Here is a 24,964-nt window from a genome sequence, read left to right as displayed (position 1 = left end):
AACTACGTACCTAAAAAATAATCCCGCAAAGGTATGTTGTTGCGCTTCAGCGCTCTTTATCTTATGTATGAAAGAGCGCTGAAGCGCAACTACGTACCTGACTGCGAACCTTTGTTCCTACTTTCCTACCGTGAAATACTCATTTTTAGCGTACACGCTAATTATGCAGTCGCCGACTTCAAAAAACATCCCCTCTTGCTCATCTTTAGAGAATTGCAAGTTGCCGTATTTAGCATTAATTTCCTCAGCAGTCGCCGCCTTCGCTTCCATTTCATCGGGAATAAGTCCGGTTGAACCGATGTAGAAAACTAGCGGCGAAACTTTCTCAGCATACACTTTTTCGGCGTAGGTTTCCAGTTGCTCGTTTGCACGGGTTAAAGCAGCGACAAATTCGTCTCGCTTGACATCTTCTTCCTGCCATTTTGCTTGCAGAAGCCGCAGCAAGCTGTCTGCACCAACTTTGGCTAAGGTAGCGCTAACAATTCCGTTATTCTCCAATCCCAAAAAGTCATCGAAAATTTGTTTCATTAAGTCGTCAACTTTGGTGATTTTGGTGCGGGATGAAACTGTTTTGTGTGCGAAGACGACAGGCTCATCTAAGGTGATGTGAAATGTCGGTTTTGCCAGCTTTTCGCCTGTGTTTTTGTGGTAAACTTCGTACAGGCGATCGAGAAATTTGTTGGCTGAGTGCAGTTTGGCGAAGTTGAGGATGTTTTTGCTGCCGATGTCGATTTTGTAGCTGACTCGCGAATCTACTGTACCATTCGCGATCGCACTTTTCAACTCTGTGTACTCCGTCGTCGTTGGAAAGTTGAGATAAAGGCTTTTCGACAGATAGTGCTGTTTCAACTCTTCCAACTGTTGAGCCGTATAACTCTCGGATGCTTCCTTCAAATGAGCCGAGAGAATGCTGGAGAGAATTTTAATGTTTGCGAGTTCCTCAAACACTCCGTCAAGGCTGCCGTAACGTCCGTCAAACGGCACTACCGGCAAACTGTCTAAGTTAATATCGTACTCCGAATGGAAGTCAAAATCTCCCGCAGGCGAGCCGTCTTGTTGGAGGACACCGCATTTTTTGAGCAAATCAAACACTGCTTTGCTGCTGATTTTGGTTCGCAGCGACTTGATATTAACTTCGCCGTCGCTGACAATGGTATAGTTGTTGAAAGTATTCAGGTCTGTCACCAGAATTCCTGCCACTTCTGCGATCGCACTTCCATCCTCAACTTTTACCAGTTTAACTTTCCTGGTAATCAGCATATTGATGGTAGCGGTATTTTGATTGATCGCAAATGAACCCATCCGCACGTATTCGCCGCCATCTAAGAATTCTGTTTTCAGCCAAGGCTTGACAAGGTTGCCGTTTTCATCTCGCTTTCCTTCAACTCGCTTCAAACCTTTGCGCTGATAGTTTTCTTGCAAGTGTTTCAAGTTGATGATGATGCTGTTGCTGTTTTCCTCCAATATCTCGATCAACTCCAGCAGGGAAATTTTATCGCTGACTTTTACCCGATCGCCAATTTCATGATTTTGCAACACATCAGGCGCAAACACAGCCCGTTCCAAATCCTCCGTAAACTCGGCTAGTTGAGCATTTGTCAAAGCTTTCGCGTGTTTTTCCGTCAAAGTAGCATCGAAGGTACTCGCCAGCGCATACTTCGCCGTATTCAAATTGCCGTCAGCGAGGTTAGCTTTCGCAAAAGCAAACACCGACTCATCAGTTTGAGCAACCGGAACTTCTAATTTGTCATACTCATCTTTGGTGACTTGCTGATACTTGTAAAACAGTCCCGCATCGTCTGCTTTCAGCCCGCAGATTTTCAGCGTACTCGATGAACCGCTGATTTTTTTGCCAGTTTTGGAAACAAAAACTTGATAATCGTATTCCTTGATTAACGGTTCTTCCAGCGGTGGCGCCACCGAATCACCTAACAGTTTTGTGCTGTCGTACAGAGCATCATAAACCATTTTAACTTCGCCAGCGCGGATGCAATTTCCCGATAAAGTGTTGGCGATTTTTGAGAGCAGTTTGAAGTCAGCAGAAGCATAGGATATCGTGTTGGCAAACACATCCATGTCCTTAAGTTCGTTGCAGATTTCCGCTAGTTTTGCCGCTTCGGCATTAGGACTCGGGTCATTTGCATAACCGTCTGTGTGCAAGTTAATTGCTGTCACTTCTCCTGCTTTTACGAGAGATTTAGCAAGCTGCATCGACTGCGATATGCAGGTACAGCCAGCGGTTTGGATATTTTTAATTTGTTTGATGTATTGAGAATCAATCTTCGTCACTTCTTGAATGGGAATTCGCTGGAAGTGACAAATTACGTCTCCATTGTCAGCGTAGGAAATGAGGCTGACAATTAGTTGGTAATTGTTATATTCGTCTAAAGTCAAAAGCTTGACTAGGGTTTCTTTCAGCGGTTTTAAGTCAGAATACATCGAGCCGGAGCGATCGATAATGATGATGCTGTGGGCGACGGATTTTTCGGGGATATCGCCTGGTGTTCTTTCGAGATTGAGGCGATCGACTAAATAGAATGCCTTTTCATTTCCGGCAAAATTGTAGAGGGTAAATTTGGTGCGATTATTCGAGGCTGCTTGGCTGCTGGAACTTTTGACCTGAGATGATTGTTTTGCTTGCCGTGCCATACTTTTCACCATGTTGATTTATTCCTCAACACTATCTTGACACGCCCTTTTGTCGGTGTCAAGGCCTGTCTGGAAAATTATCTGCTAGGGTGAATAAGCATTAATACTCAATTATTGTAGGGTGCGTCAGGGACGAAATTTTTGAGTAGGTAGTCAAAATATTCTGCCCCTGACGCACCCTACAAATTTAGCTAACACAGGTGATTGATATATTGCGAAGATTCCTAGAAGCCGCTCAACCGGAACGTTATACTGCTCAAAATTCGGGTGGTGACGGTGGCTTGAAACGAATCTGCTAGCATTTAGGGCTAGGTTGTTTGGGGTCGGTTGGTCGGGCAAAGTTTTGAAATCGTTGGGACTAGCAAGTTTCATTCAACCTCTTGACATTCAAGATAAGTGCATATACACTTAATTCATGGAAAAACACAGCAACCCGATCAATCCAGTTGAATTAGGTCAAGTGGTCTCAACTTGTGCCTGCTTCAATCTCCGAAAGGCTTCTCGTGTCATCACACAACACTTTGATGAAATCCTAAAGCCGAGCGGATTGCTGATTACTCAGTTCACCATTTTGGTGGCTGTCACAATGGCAAAGTCAGGAACCATCAATGAGTTAGCGGAGGTCTTAAGGATGGATCGCACGACGCTCACCCGGAATCTCAAACCCCTTGAACGCCAGGGATGGTTAAGATCCGAGCCTGGGCAAGACCAGCGAACTCGTCTGGTTAGCCTTACAACAGATGGAGAAGCGGCTTTGACGAAAGCTTTACCGCTGTGGAGACAAGCTCAAACCAGTGTGGAGGAAACCCTTGGACAGCAACGATTGAGCGATCTGCTTGCACACCTGGTGGAAGCAACTGCATTAGTTCGTTGAGTCTAAAATTTTCTCTAAAACGTGTATATACACTTATTTACTCAAGTCCTGAAACCGGAGGATTCTATGGTCTCTCTATCTTTGAATCAACGCAATCAAATCGCTCGAAGGTTGATTTTCACGATTGGCATTTGGGGGATGGCTGTTGGGGCTGGTAGTTATGTTGGACTCTTCAGCACATTTCCTTTGCCTTGGTTTGCTTTGCTTGTAGCGATCGGAATTATGGTTCCCGTAGTTTTTTACTACAGCAATTCCACATTCCGGGCCTATATTCAAGGGCTGCACTTGAACTACTTGACGGTATTTCATCTGTGGCGCATTCCAGCCGCTCTAGTCTTTTTCTACTATGGCAATCAACATCTCCTACCTGAAACCTTCGTTCGTAATGCGGGTTGGGGAGATTTGTTTGCAGGTTTGTTAGTTTTGCCAGTTCTCATATTGCCGAGCCATCGTTGGAAATATTGGGTGTTTCACCTGTTTGGTATGACAGATTTTCTCATTGCAGTAGGTACAGGCTTGACTTTTGCGTTGCTCCAAGTTCCGATGATGAATGCCGTAGCGACTTATCCTGTCGCTCTAATTCCACTATTTGGTGTTGGTATTTCGGGAGCATCTCACATCATGGCGTTAGATATGCTAGCTAGTCGCAAAGCAAATATTTCCTAGTAATTGGCAAATGTAAATACCGTAGTATAACAACGCAGTGGAGCGGACAAATTAAGTCTTCTCGCTGCGTTTTTGTCGTATCTGTTGCCGCTCGCTTTTGCCGTTATGCGTCCGCGAATCTGGGGCTATGGCGGTGGTTTCAGCCTTTTGGGAAACGCCGAAATCTACGCGAAAAGTGAAGAATATTTTAAGTCTTATGCGATGTGTTTCTATCACCGCCATCATCTACTGTGGTGACGATATGCTGAGTCTGGGGTGATGCGTGAGAGCGTCCGAGAGATTGGGTTGACGCGGGTTGTGGATGCAGAGCGATCGCAGTTGGCCGCTGCCGGCACCAATCGAAGATTTGTTAACAACAGGTGCTTGGGCTGTAATTAGTTTATCTTTGATTACGATCGGGATGCAGTTGAGCAAGTTGAATTCTTTGCACAATCTCAAACAAGTTTTGAGTTGTCTGTCAATTAAAATGCTGTTAATTCCCTTGGTATTTGGCGCGGGTTTAACGTTTGTTGGCATTACGGGCGCGCCGCGGCTTTCGCTGGTGCTGCAAATGGCAATGCCTCCGGCTTTTGGTACTACTTTGCTGGCTGAAGTTTTTAATCTCGATCGCGAATTGACCGTAACTGCGATCGGCATTGGCTGCGTTACGTTATTATTCACTATTCCAATCTGGATGCTGCTATTTAGTTTTTCATGAAAATAGAATCTGATTAGTTTAAGCAGCGCGTTGTTTTAGTGATATGAATCACAACAATTGAGCGATCTATGTCATGTTCATTTTACTTAACAATCATGGAAGTTGGAACTCTATTCCCTTCTGTTAAGCTACAAATAGCCTACGGATGAGGCAGATAATCAAAGTATGACAACTGAAAATTTTACATTCACAGGTTATGAAATTGTCGATCGCATTTACTCAGGCACTCGCACCCTAGTTTATCGAGGTTTCCGTACTAGCGACAAACAGCCAGTCGCCATCAAAGTCTTGTGCAGCAAGTATCCCAGCTTTAGCGAACTCGTGCAATTTCGCAATCAGTATACGATCGCCAAAAACCTCAATTTACCCGGAATCATCGAAACCTACAGCTTAAAAGCTTACCAAAACAGCTATGCGCTGGTAATGGAAGACTTCGGAGGAATCTCTCTGAAGGAATGGAGGGAACAAGCGGAAACTGCGCCGAATTTGAGGGATTTTCTGCAAATGGCGATCGACATCAGCAGTACATTAGATATACTCTGCCGCCACCGCATCATTCACAAAGACATTAAACCCGCCAATATTTTAATTAATCCAGAAACAAAACAACTCAAACTAATTGACTTTAGCATCGCATCTTTGCTGCCCAGGGAAACTCAAACCCTGATGAATCCTAACGTGCTGGAAGGGACACTCGGCTATTTGTCTCCCGAACAAACTGGAAGGATGAATCGCGGCATTGACTACCGCACTGATTTTTACTCTTTGGGCGTGACTTTCTATGAATTGCTGGCGGGAGAATTGCCGTTTCAATCCCACGATGTGATGGAATTGGTGCACTGTCATATTGCCAAGCAACCGCCATCGCTGCATGAAATTAAGCCGGAAATCCCGCAGGTACTCTCGGAGATTGTCAGCAAATTGATGGCCAAAAATGCTGAAAACCGCTATCAGAGCGCCTTAGGACTAAAATTTGATTTAGAATTGTGCTTGAGTCAACTAGAAGAAAGTGGTCAAATTGGAAGTTTTGCCATAGCCCAGAGGGATTTGTGCGATCGCTTTATCATACCAGAGAAGCTCTACGGGAGAGAAACCGAAGTAAAAACCCTACTCGAAGCCTTTGATCGGGTTGCATCCCCCCGAACCTCGGGGGGACAGAGGGGGGTCGAAATGATGTTAGTAGCTGGTTTTTCCGGGATTGGGAAAACAGTTGTAGTTAACGAAGTCCACAAACCAATTGTGCGGCAGCGGGGTTATTTCATCAAAGGGAAATTCGACCAATTTAACCGCAATATTCCATTTTCAGCATTTGTCCAAGCCTTGCGAGATTTAATGGGACAATTGCTATCAGAATCAGACGCTCAATTGCAAACGTGGACAGCTAAAATTCTCTCAGAAGTTGGAGACAACGGACAAGTTTTAATTGAGGTAATTCCCGAACTGGAACTGATTATTGGTGAGCAACCCGCAGCAACAGAACTATCAGGCAGTGCAGCACAAAATCGATTTAACTTATTATTCCAAAAATTTATTGGAGTTTTTACCACCGCAGAGCATCCGCTGGTGGTGTTTTTGGATGATTTGCAGTGGTCAGATTCGGCTTCACTTCAGTTGATCAAACTATTGATGAGTGACAATAGCTATTTACTGATGTTGGGAGCCTATCGAGACAATGAAGTTTCACCCATCCACCCATTTATATTGACCGTAGAAGAAATCAGAAAAGCGAACGCGATCGTTAACACAATTACTCTGGCACCGTTGGCGTTTAATGACACCAATCATCTGGTTGCCGATACATTGAATTGTTCGAGGGAACTGGCTCAACCGCTGACGGAGTTAATCGATCGCAAAACGAAAGGTAATCCCTTTTTTGCGACACAGTTTCTTAAAGCTCTGTATGAAGAGGGCTGCATCATGTTCGATCGCGATCACCGTTATTGGGAATGTGATATTGCCCAAGTGAATGCGCTGGCGCTTACTGATGATGTTGTTGAGTTTATGGCAGTGCAATTGCAGAAATTGCCCTTGGAGACACAACAGGTACTCAAATTAGCGGCTTGTGTGGGTAATCAGTTTGATTTGGGGACGTTGGCGATCGTCTCTGAGCAGTCTCAAACCGATGCCGCAACTGCATTGTGGAAAGCATTGCAAGAGGGCTTAATTCTACCGACGAGCCAAGTCTATAAGTTCTTTCAAGGTACAGAACAGTCAGCTTATCCGGAGTCTGTCAATCCAACGTATCGATTTTTGCACGATCGCATCCAACAAGCCGCCTATTCTCTGATTCCCGATGACCAAAAACAACAGACACACTGGAAAATTGGTCACTTACTGTTAAAGAATCTGTCTCCGCAGGAACAAGTTGAACAGATTTTTGAGATCGTTAATCAACTGAATTTAGGGAGAACGACGATCTCCAATCCAGTCCAGAAATACCAACTGGCTAAGTTAAATCTGCAAGCTGGACAAAAGGCAAAAGTTTCAGCCGCCTATCAAGCGGCTCAGAATTATTGTGAAATTGGCATTGATTTATTAGCCGCTGAGTCTTGGCAGGTAGACTATGAATTAGCCTACGCCCTACATCGAGATGCCTCAGAAGCCGCTTATCTCTGTGGTAATTTCGACCAAGCAGAAACACTCTATGCGGTCACCCTGACCCAAGCCCAAACACCCCTAGACAAAGCGGTGATTTATCGGGTGCAGATGACTCAATACCAACTTCAGGGTCGCAATAAAGAAGCGATCGCCATTCAACGCCAAAGCCTCCAACTGCTGGGCTGGGGAATGCCCATAGAACCAGAAAGCATCCAAGCCAGCCTCGATGAACAAATTGCTGCGGTCAATCAATTCTTAGAACAGCAAGCAATTGAATCGATTCTTGGTTTGCCAAAGATGACGAATGACACCATTGCAGAAATGTTGAGGATATTACAAATTCTGTTCTATGCAGCATGGCTGGATGGTCAATCTACGTTGGCGCTACTTGCACTAGCTAAGATGACAACTTTGTCGTTACAGCACGGCAACAGCGATATGTCTCCCTTTGGCTATGTGGGTTACGGTCTAATCGCTAATGCCTTACTCAAAGATGCTGCCCAAGCTTATCAATTTGGTAATGTAGTGATACGACTTTGTGAACAATTTGATAATACTGATGTGCGGGGGATGACCAATTTCCTGTTTGCTGCCGATGTGCATAGTTGGAGTCGTCCCCTGCAAGCAGCCGATACCTACTATGACAATGCTTTTAAGTGTGGGATGGATGCTGGGAACTGGCTGACCGTAGGCTTCACGATCATCCAAAGTGGCTCCGATCGGTTGACCTATGGCAAAAACTTGAATGACCTGTATGCGATCGCCCAAACCCATACAGAGTTTCTTCGTCAGATTAAAAGTTTAGAGAATCTCGATGCCCTCACCGTTGGTGTGCTGCAACCCATTCGTCATCTTCTGGGGTTAACAACCACCCCCTTGAGCTTTGATGATGAAGGGTTCAGTGAAGCAGAGTATTTGCAAAAATATCACGACGCGCCCTATCATTTGGCATGGTTTTATTCGGTCAAAATTCGTCATGCTTTCCTGTTCAATCAACAAGCTACCTATCCAAAATTAATTCCTCAACTCCACATCATTGAGGAAACTGTTCCCAGCCATGCCAAAGTGCCGTCCAGTGTCTTTTATGTCATACTCATGCACTTGGCACTGATTGAGATTGCTGACGATGCTGCTGAGCGTCAGTCCCATTGGCAAGCCATCTTACCTCTGGAAGAACGGTTAACCCGTTGGCAGCAAGATTGTCCAGAAAATATTGAGCATAAGTGCCTTTTGATCCAAGCAGAAAAAGCCCGGCTCAACGGGCAAAAATCAGAAGCAATCGATTTGTATGACCAATCTATTGCCCAAGCTCAGACTCACGAGTATGGCTATGAAGCAGCCCTCGCCAACGAACTTGCTGCCAAGTTTTATCTAGACTGGGGTAAAGAAAAAATTGCCCAGGATTATTTGGCAAATGCCTACTACGGTTATGCACGCTGGGGTGCAAAAGCCAAAATTGATGACTTAGAACAACGCTATCCCGAACTTCTTGCTCCCATATTTCAGACCAAACAAAACCGTTCTGCAATCAGCGAAATTCGGCTACAAACCATCAATCAATCCTCAGTTTTACATCAAACCTTCCAAACAACTCAATCTAGCAGCAGTAGTATTTCCGAAGCCCTAGATTTAGACACTATTTTTAAAGCCTCCCAAGCTCTATCGAGTGAAATTGAATTAGAAAAATTGCAGGCGGCACTAATGTCTGTGTTGCTCGAAAATGCCGGGGCTACAAAAGCAGTTCTGCTGTTGGTTAAGCAGGGGAATCTCGCAGTCGAAGCTGTCGCCTCTATCAAGGAAAATGTCATCTCAATGTCTGTGCCGCTGTCAGCTAGTGCAGAGGTTCCTGCTGCTGCGGTTAACTACGTCAAGCGCACTTTGAAAACTGTTGTTTTGGATAATGCAGCAGCACAAAACGATTTTATGGCAGAGCCGTATTTGATGGAGCAAAAACCCAAAAGTCTTCTTTGCGGGCCGATTTTGCATCAAGGTAAATTAATTGGGTTGCTGTATCTAGAAAATAACTTGACTATTGGGGCATTTACTGGCGATCGCACTCAAGTCATCCAAATGTTGTGCGCCCAAGCAGCGATTTCGCTCGAAAATGCCCGCTTGTACCAACAATCTCAAGCTTATGCCCAAAAATTAGAACGATCGCTCTTTGACTTGCAACAAGCCCAGTTACAGCTCGTACAGAGCGAAAAAATGTCCGCCTTGGGCAATCTCGTCGCCGGAGTCGCCCACGAAATCAACAATCCTGTCGGCTTTATTAACGGCAATATTGACGAAGCAACGACTACCATCAAAGATGTGATTAACCACTTGAGATTATATCAAGAAAAGCTGCCAAATCCCGGCAAAGAAATCGAACAAGATGCTGAGGATATTGATTTGGAGTATGCCTTATCAGATTTGCCCAAGATGCTGTCATCAATGAAAGTAGGGTGCGATCGCATTCGCGGCATCAGCACCAGCCTCCGCACCTTCTCCAGGGCTGACAAAGACTACAAAGTTCCCTTTAATATTCATGATGGCATTGACAGTACGCTCTTAATTCTCAAACACCGGCTGAAAGCTAACGAACACCGTCCGGCGATCGAAGTTGTCACCGATTACGGAAATCTGCCTCAAATCGAATGTTTTCCCGGTCAACTGAACCAAGTTTTTATGAATTTGCTCAGCAATGCGATCGATGCCCTAGATGAATCAAATTATGGACGAAGTTTTGCGGCAATTGAAAACAATCCAAATCGGATTACTATTCGCACAATGGTAGAAGGTGAATCTGTGAAAATTGCGATCGCCGATAACGGCAAGGGAATGTCGTCCGAGGTAAAAGAGCGGATTTTCGACCATTTATTTACCACAAAAGCTGTGGGGCAAGGCACGGGATTGGGATTGGCGATCGCCCGTCAAATTATTGTCGAAAAACATGGCGGTAATATCACAGTTAATTCTACTCCAGGACAAAGTACAGAATTTATCATTACCCTTCCCATTTATGCGGGATAATATTTTTGACAAGTTGATGCCTAGAATGTTAAACATCAAGTAAATTACAGCATTTTTCAGGTATGTTCGGGACATACCAGAGGTAGGGACACGGCAATGCCGTGTCCCTACAGGCTATTGAATGTACTTCAGAAACCAGCAATCTACTGCAGATCGCGGATCGAAATGCGTCCTGAAATGTCAAGTCAAAAACCCAGTTTTCCATCGCGTCTGCGTAATTCCCGATCGTTTACAATACCAGCAACCGCAAGTTAAAATATCGATCGAGTTGGGATCTATATAAATTGTTCGGGCGAGGCGATCGAAGATATCGAAGTCGCCGGGGAACTTCAGGATGCAAATGCGACGGCTTTTAGCCGAGAAGTTATCCGCCTTGCTGAAGCTTGCGAACTCAAACAACTGCGGCTCTTCATTACTTGTTATGCTAAAAGTGTCCGTGAAGTTGGCTGAAACCCTTTCTGGTCAATAAGTCTATTCGTTATGGCTATCATTTGAGGTGCTGACTTTCGCGACCATCCACTAGAATCGTTGATTTTACAGGCAATTTATGATGTTTAATTAATAAATTAGCATAAAAGGTAATGAAGAGCCACAACTGCGAACATTTATCCAAAACTACCTCGCTTAATAGAAGCCGAAACCCATGCCATGCCAAACCCAACCGTTTATCTCGATCGTGGATGACAACGCTACTAACTTGTCTGTGTTTTCTGGTGCTTTGAAAACTGCTGGCTATCAAGAACGAAATACCAAATTTTAGAGTATCCTTGAAAAAAATCAAATTAGTAATCCTAGCAACTTGTAAGCGATCGTGACACTCAAAAAGTTAAATTACATTTTTTCTCAAACTTCCAGGCAAGTTTCCCTGCGAACAGTCTTAATTGTGCCTTTTGTACTGCAAATATTTGCTGCTGTAGGATTGGTTAGCTATCTGTCCTTGCGTAACGGGCAGAAAGCTGTTAATGATGTAGCGGCTCAACTGCGAAGCGAAGTTAGCGATCGAGTCAAAATGTATCTGGACAATTATCTAGAGAAACCTTTTCTGATTAACAGGCTGAATGCAGATGCGATTGCTCGCAGGGAATTGAGTTTCGATTTGAAGAAACAGAATCCAAAAGCCGATCGATTACTTTGGCAACAAATGCAGTTTTTTGATTATGTAAGCTGGATTTCTTTGTGTTCGGCGCAAGGAGATTTATTTGGAATTGAGCGGAGGGCTAAAGATAATTCACTGCAATTTTATATGAGTAACAGTAATACAGGCTTTTACCCTTATTTTTCCAAAATAGATGCTCGGGGAAATCGCACGGAAAATCTAGAAAAAAGTACCACAAAATTTAATCCTTATATCCGACCTTGGTTCATTAATGACGAACGGAAAAGAAAGCAGGCTTGGAGTGAAATTTATCCTGAATTTATTAGCCTCCAACCGCAGATAACTGCTATATCGCCTGTTTATAATGATAGCAGAAAAATTCAATATTTTATTGGTACTACTTTTTCGTTAAAAGCTATTAGTCAATTTCTAAATAATCTCAAAATCGGTCGGTCAGGGCAGGTTTTTATTATCGAAAAATCTGGATTTTTAGTAGCAAGTTCAACCAAACAGCAGCTATTTACATTAGAAAATCAAAAGGATGCAAAACCCCAACGCCTTAAAGCATTAGACAGTAAGGATAAGTTAATTAGCGCAACTGCTCAAAGTTTAACCAAAAAATTTGACAATTTGAGTAATATAAAACAGGAACAACAACTAGAATTCACCATCTCTGGTCAGCTACAATTTATTCAAGTTATGCCCTTCCAAGATGATTTTGGACTTGATTGGTTAGTAATTGTAGTAGTTCCAGAAGCAGATTTCATGGAGCAAATTAACTCCAATACTCAGACAACTATACTGTTGTGCATGGCAGCATTAATAGTAGCAACTGGGGTCTGTTTTGTCACTGCTCGATGGGTGACACAACCAATTCGCCGCCTCAATCAAGCATCTAAAGCTATTGCCCGAGGAGATTTAAGTCAGGCTGTAGATTTAGATCGCGCTGATGAATTAGGAGAATTAGCTATCTCATTCAATCAGATGGCAGGACAACTCAAAACCTCTTTCAATGAACTCGAACACCGAGTAGAAGAAAGAACAGCAGAATTAGTAATAGCTAAAGAAAAAGCCGACGTAGCCAATCAGGCAAAAAGCACATTTATTGCCAACATGAGCCACGAATTGCGCTCTCCCCTCAACGCCATTCTAGGCTTTTCTCAAATCATGACTCGCTCTCAAACTCTGCCTCCCGAACATCAAGAAAGTGTCGGCATCATCTCTCGCAGTGGCGAACACCTGCTCACCCTAATTAACAACGTCCTCGATCTGTCTAAAATCGAAGCAGGCAAAACCACTCTCAACCAAAAAAACTTCGACTTGCATCGGCTACTTGAGGACATACACGATATGTTTGAAATGAAGGCAGAAGAGAAAGGTTTGCAGTTACTCATGGAATCAGCACCCCATCTACCTCGCTACGTCCGTACCGATGACGTGAAATTGCGTCAAGTGCTGATTAACATCATTAACAACGCCATCAAATTTACTCAAGAAGGAGGTATTTCCGTCAGAGTAACCGTTAAAGAAACTGCCGACAAAACCCACACCATACATTTTGAAATCGAAGATTCAGGAGCCGGGATTGGGCCTGAAGAAATTGGGAATTTGTTTGAAGCTTTCACGCAAACAGAAACCGGAAAACAAGCTCAAGAAGGTACGGGTTTGGGCTTGCCTATCAGCAGCCAATTCGTGCGTCTCATGGGGGGAGATATTACAGTAAAAAGTGTAGTAGAACAAGGCACGAATTTCCTGTTTGATATTCAACTTACTGAGGTAGAAGCCAGCGATATTGTCGCCCAGCAACCGACTCGGCGCATCATAGCTCTAGAGCCAAATCAACCGCGATATCGGATTCTGATTGTGGACGACAAACCGACAAACCGTCAGTTATTAATTAAACTGCTATCTCCCTTGGGATTTGAACTTCAGGAAGCCTGTAACGGACAAGAAGCAGTGGCTATTTGGCAGGAGTGGGAGCCACATTTAATTTGGATGGATATGCGGATGCCTGTGATCGATGGTTACACGGCGACTAAAACAATTAAATCTTACACTAAAGGTCAAGCAACGGCAATTATTGCTTTAACTGCTAGCGTATTAGAAGAAGAGAGAGCCGTGGTACTAGCGGCGGGTTGCGATGATTTCTTGAGAAAACCGTTTCGAGAGCAAGAAATATTTATTGCCATGAATAAGCAGATAGGAGTGAAATATGTTTATGAAGATTTAAGTCATGAAAATGAGAAAATAAAAACTCCCAAAGTAATTTTAAATGTAGAGACGCTGGCAGAAATTCCCAGGGATATATTAGCTCAACTACAAGAGGCAGTGATGTTTTCAGATGAGGAGTTGATGGCTGAGTTGGTGCAACAAATAGCTAATCGCGATCGGTTTTTAGCTGAGGAACTCGGGAAGAGTTTGCATAACTTTGAATATGAGAAGATTTTGAACTTAATTGCGGCTGCTATATCCTAAAAGGAGTAAAATATGAACGAGAGTAAAGGTCAAATTTTTATTATTGATGATACACCCGCCAATTTACATCTGCTTGTCAATCTTCTCAAGGAAAAGGGCTACCTGACGCGAGCATTTCCCAGCGGCAAGTTAGCTTTAGCAGTTATTGAACAATCATCTCCTAGTTTGATTTTGCTGGATATTCAAATGCCACAAATGGATGGCTACGAAGTTTGTCAACATCTCAAAGCTAACGAATCAACTGCCGATATTCCGGTGATTTTCATCAGTGCTTTGGATGAAATGATGGATAAGGTGAAAGCTTTTAGTGTAGGTGGAGTGGACTACATCACGAAACCATTTCAAGCAGAGGAAGTTTTAGCTCGGATTTCTACTCATTTAGAACTCAGTCGCTTACAAAAACTATTGAAACAGGAAAATTCTCTACAAGCTCAACAACTAGCCGAACAGAATCGCCAACTCCAGTCGATGAATCAGGCATTAGAGCAAGCTAATCAAGAATTGAAACAACAATACGATCGACTTCACTCTGCTCAATTACAATTGGTACAAAGCGAAAAAATGTCAGCTTTGGGTAACTTGGTGGCTGGGGTTGCCCACGAAATTAACAATCCGGTTGGCTTTATTAGCGGCAACATTCAACACGCTTTAGACTACATCAAAGATTTGTTTGGCTTGCTCGATTTAGTCAAGCAAGAATCTGGTAGTTTCAGCGAGGCAATTCAAGAAGAAATAGCAGCGATCGATCTTGAATACATCCGCGAAGATTTACCGAAGTTAATTGATTCAATGCGAGAAGGAGCGCACCGGATTAAAGACATTAGCACGAGCTTGCGGACATTTTCTCGTGCCGATAGCGAGCTCCCCATTCCTTTCAACCTTCATGAAGGTATTGATAGCACTATTTTAATTTTAAAACATCGCCTCAAAGCGTCGGAAAATCGCCCGGAAATAGCAGTTGTTAAAAAATACGGTAAAATTCCTATGGTAGAATGCTATGCCGGACAGTTAAACCAGGTATTTATGAATATTTTGGCAAATGCGATCGAGGCTCTGGATGAATCAAATTTCGGACGCAGTTATGCCGATATTCAACTGGCTCCCAATCGAATTGTCATTACTACCTCTTTAGAAGATAAGAGCGTCAAAATTACGATCGCCGATAACGGCAAGGGAATGTCGTCCGAGGTAAAAAATCGCATCTTCGACCACCTGTTTACCACTAAGGGAGTGGGTAAAGGGACGGGGTTGGGATTGGCGATCGCCCGTCAAATCGTGGTCGAGACCCACGGCGGTACAATTGAGGTGAATTCCTATCTGGGAAAGGGGACTGAATTTGCGATCGTGTTACCTGTTAGCCAAGAAAGTCATTAGTCATTGGTCATTGGTCAGAAGTGCGATCGTCCCCCCCGAGCGAACATTCGTCATTCTTGACGATCGCGATTTTAAGCTCTTCTGCTTTGCGATTGGACTTTAAGTGCGAACGATCGAACCTATTTGCCACCACTCCAGACACTGGCAAAATTTCCGGCACTCCTGCGCCAGATTGCCAAAATCTCAACTATGCTAACGTAGGCGAGCAGCAATCCCTTGTCACGAAGGCGATTGACATACTTTAAACAATTTATTTTATTGAGGAGCGGTGTATCCCCTATGGCAAACCTGATCGGCATGGACAGCAACGACTTTATTCTAGGTACTCCGCAGGGCGATCGAATTCGCGGCTTAGATGGCGATGACACACTGCTGGGCGCGAATGGAGATGATACCGTAGAGGGCGACGCAGGCAAGGATCAGCTTCTCGGAGGCGATGGAGCAGATTCGCTGCTTGGGGGTGAAGGAAATGACGAGCTCATTGGCAACCAAGGCCGCGATTTTCTTTCCGGTGGCAATGGGGACGACTCGGTTCGCGGCGGTTTGGGTAACGATACTCTCGATGGCAACGACGGGTTAGACAGCTTGTTGGGAGATGCAGGGGACGACTTGGTTCGTGGTAACGGAGGCAATGATGTGATTGCCGGGGGTACTGGCAACGATACCCTCAGAGGGAATGACGGCGACGATTCCGTGTTCGGAAATAGTGATGATGACTATCTCTACGGGGATTTTGGGAACGATTCTCTCAACGGCGGTAGCGGGCGAGATCAACTGTTTGGCCTTGATGGCAACGACTATTTGGCCGGCAGTGACGGTGACGATACTTTGTATGGCAATGCTGGCAGAGATTCGCTCTTGGGAGAATCCGGCAACGACCAACTATTCGGCGGCAAGGCTGACGATACACTTTCTGGTGGCAGCGGTTTGGATACCATTCGCGGCGATCAAGGTGACGACTGCCTCATGGGAGATGAAGGTAATGATTTCCTATTTGGTGGCAAAGGTAATGATGTTCTCGACGGCGGTTTTGGCGATGATTCTTTGGCCGGAGGTCTGGGCGACGATACAATTTTGGGTAGTTTTGGCAATGACAATTTATTTGGGGCAGAGGGTAATGATTCTCTGGTTGGAGGTGAGGGTTCCGATACTCTAACTGGCGGTAGCGGCAGTGATATTTTTGGATTGGGAGCCGGCCCGGGAAGTTTGGTTTTAATTACTGATTACAATGAGGCTGAGGATTTCTTTGGGCTGCCGAGCAGTTTATCTTTCAGTCAATTGCAAGTTCGCCAAGGTAATGGTGCCAATCTCAGAGATACGGTAATTACGATCGACGGGAAGCTGTTAGCAATTTTGGTCAACACTCCGTCGGCGCTGATCGATGCCACTGATTTTATCAGTGTGAGTGGGACGTTTTCCCCCAGGCCGACGACTACGACGACTACGACTACGACTACTACGACTACTACGGGAACGGAAACGACTCCAACGCCGACGATTACGACTCCAACTCCGACGATTACGACTCCAACTCCGACGATTACGACTCCAACTCCGACGACTACGACTCCAACTCCGACGACTACGACTCCAACTCCGACGACTACGACTCCAACGCCGACGACTACGACTCCAACTCCACTCCAACTCCGACGACTACGACTCCAACTCCGACGACTACGACTCCAACTCCGACGACTACGACTCCAACTCCGACGACTACGACTCCAACTCCGACGGTTTCGAGGATTCCGACTGCGCCGACTGTTACCGTACCTGATTCAATGGTGTCTATTAAGTCGATCGCCCCGACGCCTACTCCAGGACTTTTGCCGATGCCCGGCCAGATGCCGGTATTTCCTGCGATGCTGCCGAGTCCGATACCCGTACCTCCTACACCTTTCGGGTTCTAGGTGCAACAGCGCCCTTCTGTGATGAGTTTTGAGTTAATGTCAACGTCACAAACTCAAAACTCATCACTATTTAAGGTCTTCCTCAGTCCCGGCCGAGTCATTTTCAGACTTGGCCGGATCATCTTCTAGTGGAGATAATTGTTGGGCGTACCCCAAGATCGATCGAAGTTTCATACGCTGGATGTAAGGCCAGCCGCCATTGGCTTCAATATTCCTGAGCAGTTTGTAAACTGCTTGGCGGTTGTCGGGAAAAGATGCTTGGAACAAACCGTCCCGAATTTCCTGGTGCGAAGCTTCCAGGGCCCGCAGCAGGGTCAAAAGCAGCACACTGTCTCCCTGACAACTTTCGGCTAAAGTCCGAATCGCCTCTGTCAGCGATTGCAGTTGAGACTGCAACTTTTCTGACTCTAAATTTTTGCCGTTGTCCATACCGCTGCTTCCTTTGAAATCTACAAGGCGTTTGTCCCCAGCCTTTTGGTGAGCCGACTAATCGAGCTAGTGGCGATCGCCATTCGGGGCCAATAAGCAACGTAACTTAAGTGGGTTGACGATCGCAAGATTTATTTCCAATCCAAGTCAGGAAAAGAGCACAACCCGTCGTACCATGTGTATTGGGCTGCGATCCGAACATGATTGAGAAATCATAAGTTCTTGCTTATTTTCACCGCACTAGCTCGATTTTTTGAGTGAAAGCCAGTGTCGGTGAAGCAAGCGATCTGGATCTAAATGCTGCTATGGCGCTGGCCTAGCCTGCCGGCGGGCAATTATATTTTGCTCGAACTAGGGCTTTTTCTTAATATAATCCGATGTTGGATATTGAGGTTGGAAATGAAATATCGTGCTTTAATTGTTGCACTTTTAGCATTTTGCATGAGTGCGCTGGTTGCTTGTTCTTCTGCTCCTACTGATACGACGGTGGCGACTACCGAGTTGCTCACCTACGACGAGATTAGAGGTACAGGATTGGCCAATAACTGCCCTAGCTTGGCAGAAACTTCTCGGGGATCGATCCCCATTGAAGCGGGTGGCACCTATAAACTGGCTGGTATGTGTTTGCAGCCCACAACTTACTTTGTGAAGGAAGAAGCAGCCAACAAACGCCAAGAGGCAGAATTTGTGCCTGGTAAATTGTTGACACGGTTCACGTCGAGCATTGACCAAGTTCAAGGTACGCTCAAGGTTGGTAATGACGGTACTCTGACTTTTACAGAAGAGGACGGCTTGGACTTTCAAGCAATTACAGTTCAGTTACCGGGTGGAGAGCAAGTACCTTTCTTGTTCACCATTAAAGAGTTAGTGGCTACTTCCGATCCGGGAGTCGTTGCGCTCAATACTTCTACCGATTTTCAAGGGGAATTTAACGTTCCTTCTTACCGCAGCGCAGGCTTTTTAGATCCTAAAGGTCGCGGTGTATCGACGGGCTACGACAATGCTGTCGCGTTGCCGGCTACTGACAATTCCAAGCTGAAACGCTCTAATGTTAAGTTAGCTGACACCCGTACCAAGGCTGGCAAAATTTCTCTCCAAATTGCTAAGGTCAACAGCGCTACTGGCGAAATTGGGGGGATTTTTGAAAGCGTGCAGCCTTCTGATACTGATTTGGGAGCTAGACCTGCTCTGGACGTGAAAATTCGTGGTTTGTTTTACGCTCGGATTGAGCCTTCTGTTTCGTAAAATTGTCTTTCTGGATCGATCCTCTGCGAGGGCTTCGCCAACGAACTTGAGCAGTTTTTTGTCCTAAAGCTACTGCTCGCCTTTCATTAGTCAACAGTCTTTAGAAAGATAACTGAAGACTGTTGACTAATGACTAAATCTATGCTTAAAGTGTTATTGAGTTGCCAGTTATTAAATTAGGATTTTTGATTAATTGAAGTATTGCGTTTAAACAAATTTGCCACTACAATATGGTGTGAAAAATAAACATCATTCAATTGACAGTTGACAGTTGACAGTTGACAGTTGACAGTTGACAGTTTAAGAGCGACCTCTACCTAGAAGTAAGAGGATTGGAGTAATGAATAGTCTGATTTTAATTTCTCCCGATTAGGCGGGCGGGCTTTCAACCAATTCTTTCTGGTAAAATACGGATTTTGCTGAACACTTCTGGGATGACCCCGACCAAAAACGGAAGCCCTGACGATCGCTTAAAGTCGATCGCCAAATTTTAGACCCAAATAGAAGCTCCTAAATTAATCTGTGGAGTAAATTTAAAATCTAAAATTTAAAATTGACTAATTCCCTCAAATCCATGCACAGTCCCAAATTTTGACTGGTGTGTCTGCTGTCACAGATATATAAGTGCTAGGATTACACCACAGCAAGATTAATTTTTTTAGACTAGATTAAAAACTAGGTCTAAAGCAACATCAGTCCCCTGCTCTACCAACCTTTATGCAACCATGTCTACCACAATCCCCAACGAGCTAAAAAGCGAAAATTTGCAATTGTTGCGCGAGTACCAACATTCTGGCTCGAATGAAGTCCGCAATCAGTTAGTTCAACTGAATATTGGACTGGTGCGAAAAGAAGTTTACCACTGGATCAATCAGTGCGGTGAAAGCTACGATGATTTGCAGCAAGTTGGGTGTATTGGGTTGATTAGGGCGATCGAGCGATTTGATATCTCGAAGGGACACGCTTTTAGTTCCTTTGCAATTCCCTACATTCGCGGCGAAATTCAACACTACTTGCGGGACAAAAGCCCTTCTGTGCGAGTTCCCCGCCACTGGTTGGCCCTGGAACGCAAGTCTGTCGCAGCGATCAAGGATTTGCAGGTACAGTTCAACCGCAAACCTACGGATGCTGAAGTAGCAGCAGTGCTTGAGGTTTCTGTGGCAGAATGGCAAGAAATTAAGTTAGCGCATCTCAACCGATCGCCTTTAAGTTTAGACGCACCAGTGCAAGATGAAGATGAGGGCGCGACTTGTCTGGGAGAATTGGTACCCGATAGCAAATATCGGAGTTTTCAGTTGGCGCAAGAGGATCAAATTCGCGTACAGCAAGCTTTGGCGATGTTGGAACAACGGACTCGGGAGATATTGGAGTTTGTTTTTCTGTACGATTTGACGCAGAAGGAAACGGCCGAACGCTTGGGTATCAGCGCGGTGACTGTTTCTCGGCGAGTCAAGAAGGGACTGGATTTGCTAAAGGAAATTATGACCAAACAGCTTTAGACAGTTGACAGTTGACAGTTGACAGTTGACAGTTGAGAGGAAAGCAGTTACTACTAATGACTACTGACTAATGATAAGGTTCGCGAGCGGGGACGCTCGCACTAATGACTGCTGACAACCGCCAACAGCCAACTGACTACTGCCAACTAACAAATGACAACTGACTAATTTTTAGATGCTTCGGACAAATTTATCGAGCCTTTCTACAGCTTTTTTAATTGTGCCTAAATCGGTGGCATAAGACAAGCGAATGTGGTCGTCTGCACCAAACGCAATCCCTGGAATAACTGCTACTTGATGCTGTTCTAAGAAAGCATCACAAAATTGCAGAGAAGTCATTCCAGTTTTGCTGATATTGACAAACATATAGAAAGCGCCGTCTGGTTTGATGCAGCTAATTCCAGGGATCGCCTCAAGCAATTCAAATATTACTTCACGCCGATCGGCAAAAGCGAGACGCATTTTTTCCACAGACTCTTGGCTGCTTTCCAAAGCTGCGATCGCGCCGTACTGTGCAAAAGTACACACGTTTGAGGTACTGTGTCCTTGAATGGTGCTGGTGGCTTTAATTAATTCGATCGGCCCGGCCAAATAGCCAATCCGCCAGCCTGTCATTGAGTAACCTTTTGCAAAACCGCTGCTAATGATGGTGCGATCGAATATTTCTTTACCCAGGGAACCGATGCTGACGTGTTTGGCGCCGTCATATATAATTTTTTCGTAAATCTCGTCAGAAACGACTAAAATATCTCGATCGACTATCACCTGGGCCAGCGCTTTAATTTCCGCTGGAGTGTACACCATTCCCGTCGGGTTAGAAGGCGTATTCAGCACGAATAACTTGGTTTTGGGAGTAATCGCTGCACTCAGTTGTTCCGGTGTAATTTTATATCCTGTAGAAGCATCTGTCCGTACAATTACGGGCTTACCGCTGGCGAGTTTGACCATTTCTGGATAGCTGAGCCAGTAGGGAGCCGGAATAATTACTTCATCTCCAGGCTCGATCAGAGCCATCATCAGATTGTAGAGGGAGTGCTTGCCGCCGTTGGTGACAATGATATTTTCCGGTTGATAGTGGAGATTGTTGTCGTTGCGGAGTTTGCGGGCGATCGCAGCTTTCAACTGCGCTTCCCCAGCCACCGGGCCGTACTTAGTCTTCCCCGCATCCAAAGCTTGCTTTGCCGCCGCTTTAATGTGTTCGGGGGTATCAAAGTCGGGTTCTCCGGTGCTCAAACTACATACATCAATCCCTTCGGCCCTCATAGCTTTTGCCTTAGCTGCGATCGCCAAGGTTATGGAAGGAGGAACCTCACCCACTCGTGCTGCCAACTTGATCATTGGATTTTAGATATTATATTTTTGACTTTAGATCATAGGTTGACAAATCTTGATATTCAACCCTGTCGTTAGGAAATTATGACATTTGTTTACATATAGTGAATCTAAAATCTAAAATCTAAAATTTAAAATCGATTGACGTTATGATTGTAGCATTTTTGATGCCTCGTTACCCTCAACGCCGATCTGCAAGCTTATGGATCTCAAATCTCTGATTCGCGACATTCCTGATTTCCCCAAGCCGGGAATTATGTTTCGAGACATTACAACTTTGCTCTGCAACCCGCAAGGACTGAGCTACACTATTGACAGTTTAGCTGAAAAATGCTCTGAAATGTCTGCTGACTATGTGGTGGGCATGGAATCGCGGGGCTTTATCTTTGGCACGCCTTTGGCTTATAAAATGGGAGTGGGCTTTATTCCTGTCCGCAAACCGGGAAAACTGCCTGGAGAAGTTCTTTTTGCTGAGTACGAGTTGGAGTACGGTGTCGATCGACTGGAGATGCACCGAGATGCCATGAAACCCGGCAGCCGGGTGCTGGTTGTGGACGATTTAATCGCCACTGGCGGAACAGCAGCCGCGACGGCTAATTTGTTGCAGCAAGCGGGCTGCGAGCTTGTCGGTTTTGCTTTTGTGATTGAATTGCTGGCTTTGGGCGGGAGGCAGAAATTGCCGGATGTGCCGATCGTCTCGCTAGTCGAATATTAGTCAGTAGTCAGTTGACAGTTGACAGTTGACAGTTGTCAGTTGTCAGTTGTCAATTGTCAATTGTCCGATCAATTGACCGTAATAAAAGAGGTTTGTAGTGAGGACTTTAGTCCGCATTCTTAAACCCGCAAGCCACGACTTCTGTCATTACTGCAAACATATAGGGATCGTATGAGCTGCGATCGATGCTTCACAAACAATTAATCAATCAAAAATCCCAAATTCTCAATCTAAAATCTAAAATCTAAAATCTAAAATCTAAAATGGTATGACTTCTATTAAATCTAATCGAAACTGGCGAATGTTGAATTCTTTATTTGGCAGCGAGACATTTACTTATGTTGTCAAACGACTGTTGCAGGCACTTTTAACCCTATTCTTAGCATCGGCTCTGTGTTTTGCAATTATTGAGCTCGCACCAGGAAATTACTTAGATACTTTGAGTCAAAATCCGAAGATTTCGCCGGAAACACTCAAGCAACTCGAACAGCAATTCGGCTTGGATAAACCAGCGATTGTGCAGTATGGGCTGTGGCTGAAACAAATTCTGACACAGGGGAATTTTGGCACCAGTTTTGTATATCAGCGATCCGTAGCGTCGCTGCTGTGGGAAAGAGTACCGGCGACGTTGTTGATGGCGATCGCATCTTTGATTGTAACTTGGGCGATCGCACTGCCTTTGGGAATTGTCGCGGCCGTTAATCAGAATAAAACTGTCGATCGGGTTTTGCAAGTAGTCAGCTACACGGGCCAGGGTTTTCCCAGCTTTATCACAGCTTTGCTGCTGCTATTTTTTGCTCAAAATACTTCGCCCCTTTTCCCAGTCGGAGGAATGACAAGCATCGATCATGCAGACTTACCGTGGTGGGGTCAAATCCTCGATTATTGCTGGCACTTAATTTTGCCAACAGTCGCCCTCAGCGTCACAGGTTTTGCTGGCTTACAAAGATTGATGCGCGGACAATTGTTAGACGTGCTGCGTCAAGATTATATCCGAACTGCACGGGCTAAAGGTTTGCCGGACAATCGAGTAATTTACATTCACGCTCTGCGGAATGCGATTAATCCGTTGGTGACGTTATTAGGTTTTGAGTTTGCTAGTTTGTTGAGCGGTGCGTTTATTGCGGAATTTTTCTTTAATTGGCCTGGTTTGGGTAAGCTGACTTTGGAAGCGGTGAACAATCAAGACTTGTATTTGGTAATGGCGAGTTTGATGATGGGCGCTACGATGTTGATTGTTGGTAATTTGTTTGCGGATTTGTTGCTGAAGGCGATCGATCCGAGGATTAAATTGGAAGATTTGAAGTGATAGAATCATATTTGACTATAAATTTGATTCTCGTTAAATTCTGTTGTGACACAATCATTTTCAAATAATGTTCCTAGCCCTCGCTTTTCCAATCAGTCCCCCGCGACGCTAAATGATGAACTTCGATCGGCAGATGAGTTAGGCATCAGGCCCATTAAAGTGGGGGAAGCAGGATTTGACGATATAATTAATGAAGGGACTGTCAAATGGGCAGTGACAACAAACCCAGAACTCCTTGTAATTCCGAAATTTTTAGATGTTAACAATGAAATTTACCATACGGTTATAACTCGCGGTCAGCCTGTTTTGGCTGCGGGAGAAGCCGAGATAGTCGGCAGCAACGGTTTATATATTTTGCTAACAATCAGCAATCACAGCGGGCATTTTAGACCCAATTCAGAGAGCTTAGAAGTAGGAATTACAGCCTTTAGGCAGCAAGGAGTTGATACAAGTAATGCTGATATCGAATATGTGGAGTAGATAAATTATGACTCAATCTCCTACGACAATATCCCTCGATCGCATTCTCGAACAAAATGCCGAATCTGTACTGATTTGGGTGAAAAACATATTTTCAGGTCAAACCACCCAACCACAAGGGTTTAACTGGCTATTATTAGCCGATGTTTCCTCCGCTAAGGCTCGAAAAGGTGAAAATGGTTCTGGTTTGTGCGATCGCAAATGGGCAGAAGTCGCGATCGCAATTTACGATCTTCTAGCCGATGATGCCGATCGCAAAAAACCAGGTAGTGGCGAGTCTTTTACGATTTCCTCAATGATGTTGCGGGCTGCGGCGATCGAAAAACAGGAAGTAATTTCCGATGATTCTGTTCTCGATGTTAACTTAATTTTAGAATGGTTTTGGGATAACATCAAAGAGTCGCAGGAAGATGTCGAAAAAAAGGTTGCTAATTGGAAAACGCTACCTATTGCAGAAATTCGCGAGTTAAGAAAACTTAAAAATCGATTGAAAGTTATTGCAGCACTTTCTGAGAGTGATAAATATGTTTTAGATGAAAAACTCAACACTTGGCTTTTCCTGCGCGATAAATTACCATAAAAGTGCGATCGCACCATCACC

At 44.7% G+C, this 24,964-nt stretch carries 18 protein-coding genes; 14 read left to right on the top strand and 4 right to left on the bottom strand.

Annotated elements, in window-relative coordinates; genetic code table 11:
* Nucleotides 1-117: 117 nt before the first annotated feature.
* Nucleotides 118-2,661: a VWA domain-containing protein gene (locus JGK16_RS25060; protein ID WP_293203466.1), complete on the bottom strand. Its 2,544-nt coding sequence runs from the start codon at nucleotides 2,659-2,661 to the stop codon at nucleotides 118-120.
* 403 nt (nucleotides 2,662-3,064) lie between these two features.
* On the opposite strand from JGK16_RS25060, the gene JGK16_RS25055 reads away from it, so the two are divergent.
* From JGK16_RS25055 to JGK16_RS25040, 4 genes are all read left to right on the top strand, one after another.
* Nucleotides 3,065-3,523, top strand: coding sequence for a MarR family winged helix-turn-helix transcriptional regulator (locus JGK16_RS25055; RefSeq protein WP_293203465.1), 459 nt, complete (start codon nucleotides 3,065-3,067; stop codon nucleotides 3,521-3,523).
* Between the two features lie 66 nt (nucleotides 3,524-3,589).
* Nucleotides 3,590-4,189, top strand: a complete 600-nt coding sequence (locus JGK16_RS25050) for a hypothetical protein (RefSeq protein WP_293193455.1) — start codon at nucleotides 3,590-3,592, stop codon at nucleotides 4,187-4,189.
* Nucleotides 4,190-4,490: 301 nt separating this feature from the next.
* Nucleotides 4,491-4,886 (top strand): AEC family transporter, encoded by a 396-nt coding sequence (locus tag JGK16_RS25045; protein WP_293193454.1) that lies wholly within the window; start codon nucleotides 4,491-4,493, stop codon nucleotides 4,884-4,886.
* Nucleotides 4,887-5,051: 165 nt separating this feature from the next.
* Nucleotides 5,052-10,496 carry an ATP-binding sensor histidine kinase gene (locus JGK16_RS25040; protein WP_293179741.1) on the top strand — a complete coding sequence of 1,815 codons (5,445 nt, stop codon included), beginning with the start codon at nucleotides 5,052-5,054 and terminating at the stop codon, nucleotides 10,494-10,496.
* Between the two features lie 180 nt (nucleotides 10,497-10,676).
* Here JGK16_RS25040 and JGK16_RS25035 read toward each other — a convergent pair whose 3' ends face one another.
* Nucleotides 10,677-10,895 carry a hypothetical protein gene (locus JGK16_RS25035; protein ID WP_293179744.1) on the bottom strand — a complete coding sequence of 73 codons (219 nt, stop codon included), beginning with the start codon at nucleotides 10,893-10,895 and terminating at the stop codon, nucleotides 10,677-10,679.
* 412 nt (nucleotides 10,896-11,307) lie between these two features.
* On the opposite strand from JGK16_RS25035, the gene JGK16_RS25030 reads away from it, so the two are divergent.
* From JGK16_RS25030 to JGK16_RS25015, 4 genes are read left to right on the top strand one after another with little or no spacing between them, the layout of a single operon-like run.
* Nucleotides 11,308-14,067: a hybrid sensor histidine kinase/response regulator gene (locus tag JGK16_RS25030; protein ID WP_293179747.1), complete on the top strand. Its 2,760-nt coding sequence runs from the start codon at nucleotides 11,308-11,310 to the stop codon at nucleotides 14,065-14,067.
* 12 nt (nucleotides 14,068-14,079) lie between these two features.
* Entirely contained in the window at nucleotides 14,080-15,441 is a 1,362-nt protein-coding gene (locus tag JGK16_RS25025) for a response regulator (protein ID WP_293179750.1), read from the top strand.
* Between the two features lie 20 nt (nucleotides 15,442-15,461).
* Nucleotides 15,462-15,686: a hypothetical protein gene (locus tag JGK16_RS25020; RefSeq protein WP_293179753.1), complete on the top strand. Its 225-nt coding sequence runs from the start codon at nucleotides 15,462-15,464 to the stop codon at nucleotides 15,684-15,686.
* 34 nt (nucleotides 15,687-15,720) lie between these two features.
* A complete protein-coding gene (locus JGK16_RS25015) occupies nucleotides 15,721-17,376 on the top strand; it encodes a calcium-binding protein (protein ID WP_293203464.1) in 1,656 nt (551 codons plus the stop codon).
* A gap of 44 nt (nucleotides 17,377-17,420) precedes the next feature.
* Here the strand turns inward: JGK16_RS25015 and JGK16_RS25010 are convergent, their stop codons facing one another.
* The gene (locus tag JGK16_RS25010) at nucleotides 17,421-17,783 is read right to left on the bottom strand and encodes a hypothetical protein (RefSeq protein ID WP_293179759.1); all 363 of its coding nucleotides are present in this window, start codon (nucleotides 17,781-17,783) and stop codon (nucleotides 17,421-17,423) included.
* Between the two features lie 399 nt (nucleotides 17,784-18,182).
* Between JGK16_RS25010 and JGK16_RS25005 the strand changes: the two genes are divergently transcribed.
* Both JGK16_RS25005 and JGK16_RS25000 read left to right on the top strand, forming a co-directional pair.
* A complete protein-coding gene (locus JGK16_RS25005; protein WP_293179762.1) occupies nucleotides 18,183-19,028 on the top strand; it encodes a photosystem II manganese-stabilizing polypeptide in 846 nt (281 codons plus the stop codon).
* A gap of 725 nt (nucleotides 19,029-19,753) precedes the next feature.
* Nucleotides 19,754-20,527 carry an RNA polymerase sigma factor SigF gene (locus JGK16_RS25000; protein ID WP_293179764.1) on the top strand — a complete coding sequence of 258 codons (774 nt, stop codon included), beginning with the start codon at nucleotides 19,754-19,756 and terminating at the stop codon, nucleotides 20,525-20,527.
* Between the two features lie 171 nt (nucleotides 20,528-20,698).
* Here JGK16_RS25000 and JGK16_RS24995 read toward each other — a convergent pair whose 3' ends face one another.
* Nucleotides 20,699-21,865 (bottom strand): pyridoxal phosphate-dependent aminotransferase, encoded by a 1,167-nt coding sequence (locus tag JGK16_RS24995; protein ID WP_293179767.1) that lies wholly within the window; start codon nucleotides 21,863-21,865, stop codon nucleotides 20,699-20,701.
* Between the two features lie 196 nt (nucleotides 21,866-22,061).
* On the opposite strand from JGK16_RS24995, the gene JGK16_RS24990 reads away from it, so the two are divergent.
* From JGK16_RS24990 to JGK16_RS24975, 4 genes are all read left to right on the top strand, one after another.
* Nucleotides 22,062-22,574: an adenine phosphoribosyltransferase gene (locus JGK16_RS24990; RefSeq protein WP_293179770.1), complete on the top strand. Its 513-nt coding sequence runs from the start codon at nucleotides 22,062-22,064 to the stop codon at nucleotides 22,572-22,574.
* Nucleotides 22,575-22,842: 268 nt separating this feature from the next.
* Nucleotides 22,843-23,883, top strand: coding sequence for an ABC transporter permease (locus JGK16_RS24985; RefSeq protein ID WP_293193045.1), 1,041 nt, complete (start codon nucleotides 22,843-22,845; stop codon nucleotides 23,881-23,883).
* A 45-nt stretch (nucleotides 23,884-23,928) separates the two neighbouring features.
* On the top strand, nucleotides 23,929-24,363 hold the full coding sequence (locus JGK16_RS24980; protein WP_293193047.1) for a hypothetical protein: 435 nt from the start codon (nucleotides 23,929-23,931) through the stop codon (nucleotides 24,361-24,363).
* A gap of 7 nt (nucleotides 24,364-24,370) precedes the next feature.
* On the top strand, nucleotides 24,371-24,943 hold the full coding sequence (locus JGK16_RS24975; RefSeq protein ID WP_293179776.1) for a hypothetical protein: 573 nt from the start codon (nucleotides 24,371-24,373) through the stop codon (nucleotides 24,941-24,943).
* The last annotated feature ends 21 nt before the right edge of the window (nucleotides 24,944-24,964 follow it).

It is taken from the genome of Microcoleus sp. PH2017_09_SFU_O_A (genome assembly GCF_020738625.1).
Lineage (GTDB): Bacteria > Cyanobacteriota > Cyanobacteriia > Cyanobacteriales > Microcoleaceae > Microcoleus.
The sequence above is the reverse complement of the archived record's forward strand: the minus strand, read 5'-3'. Positions and strand labels throughout refer to the sequence as shown.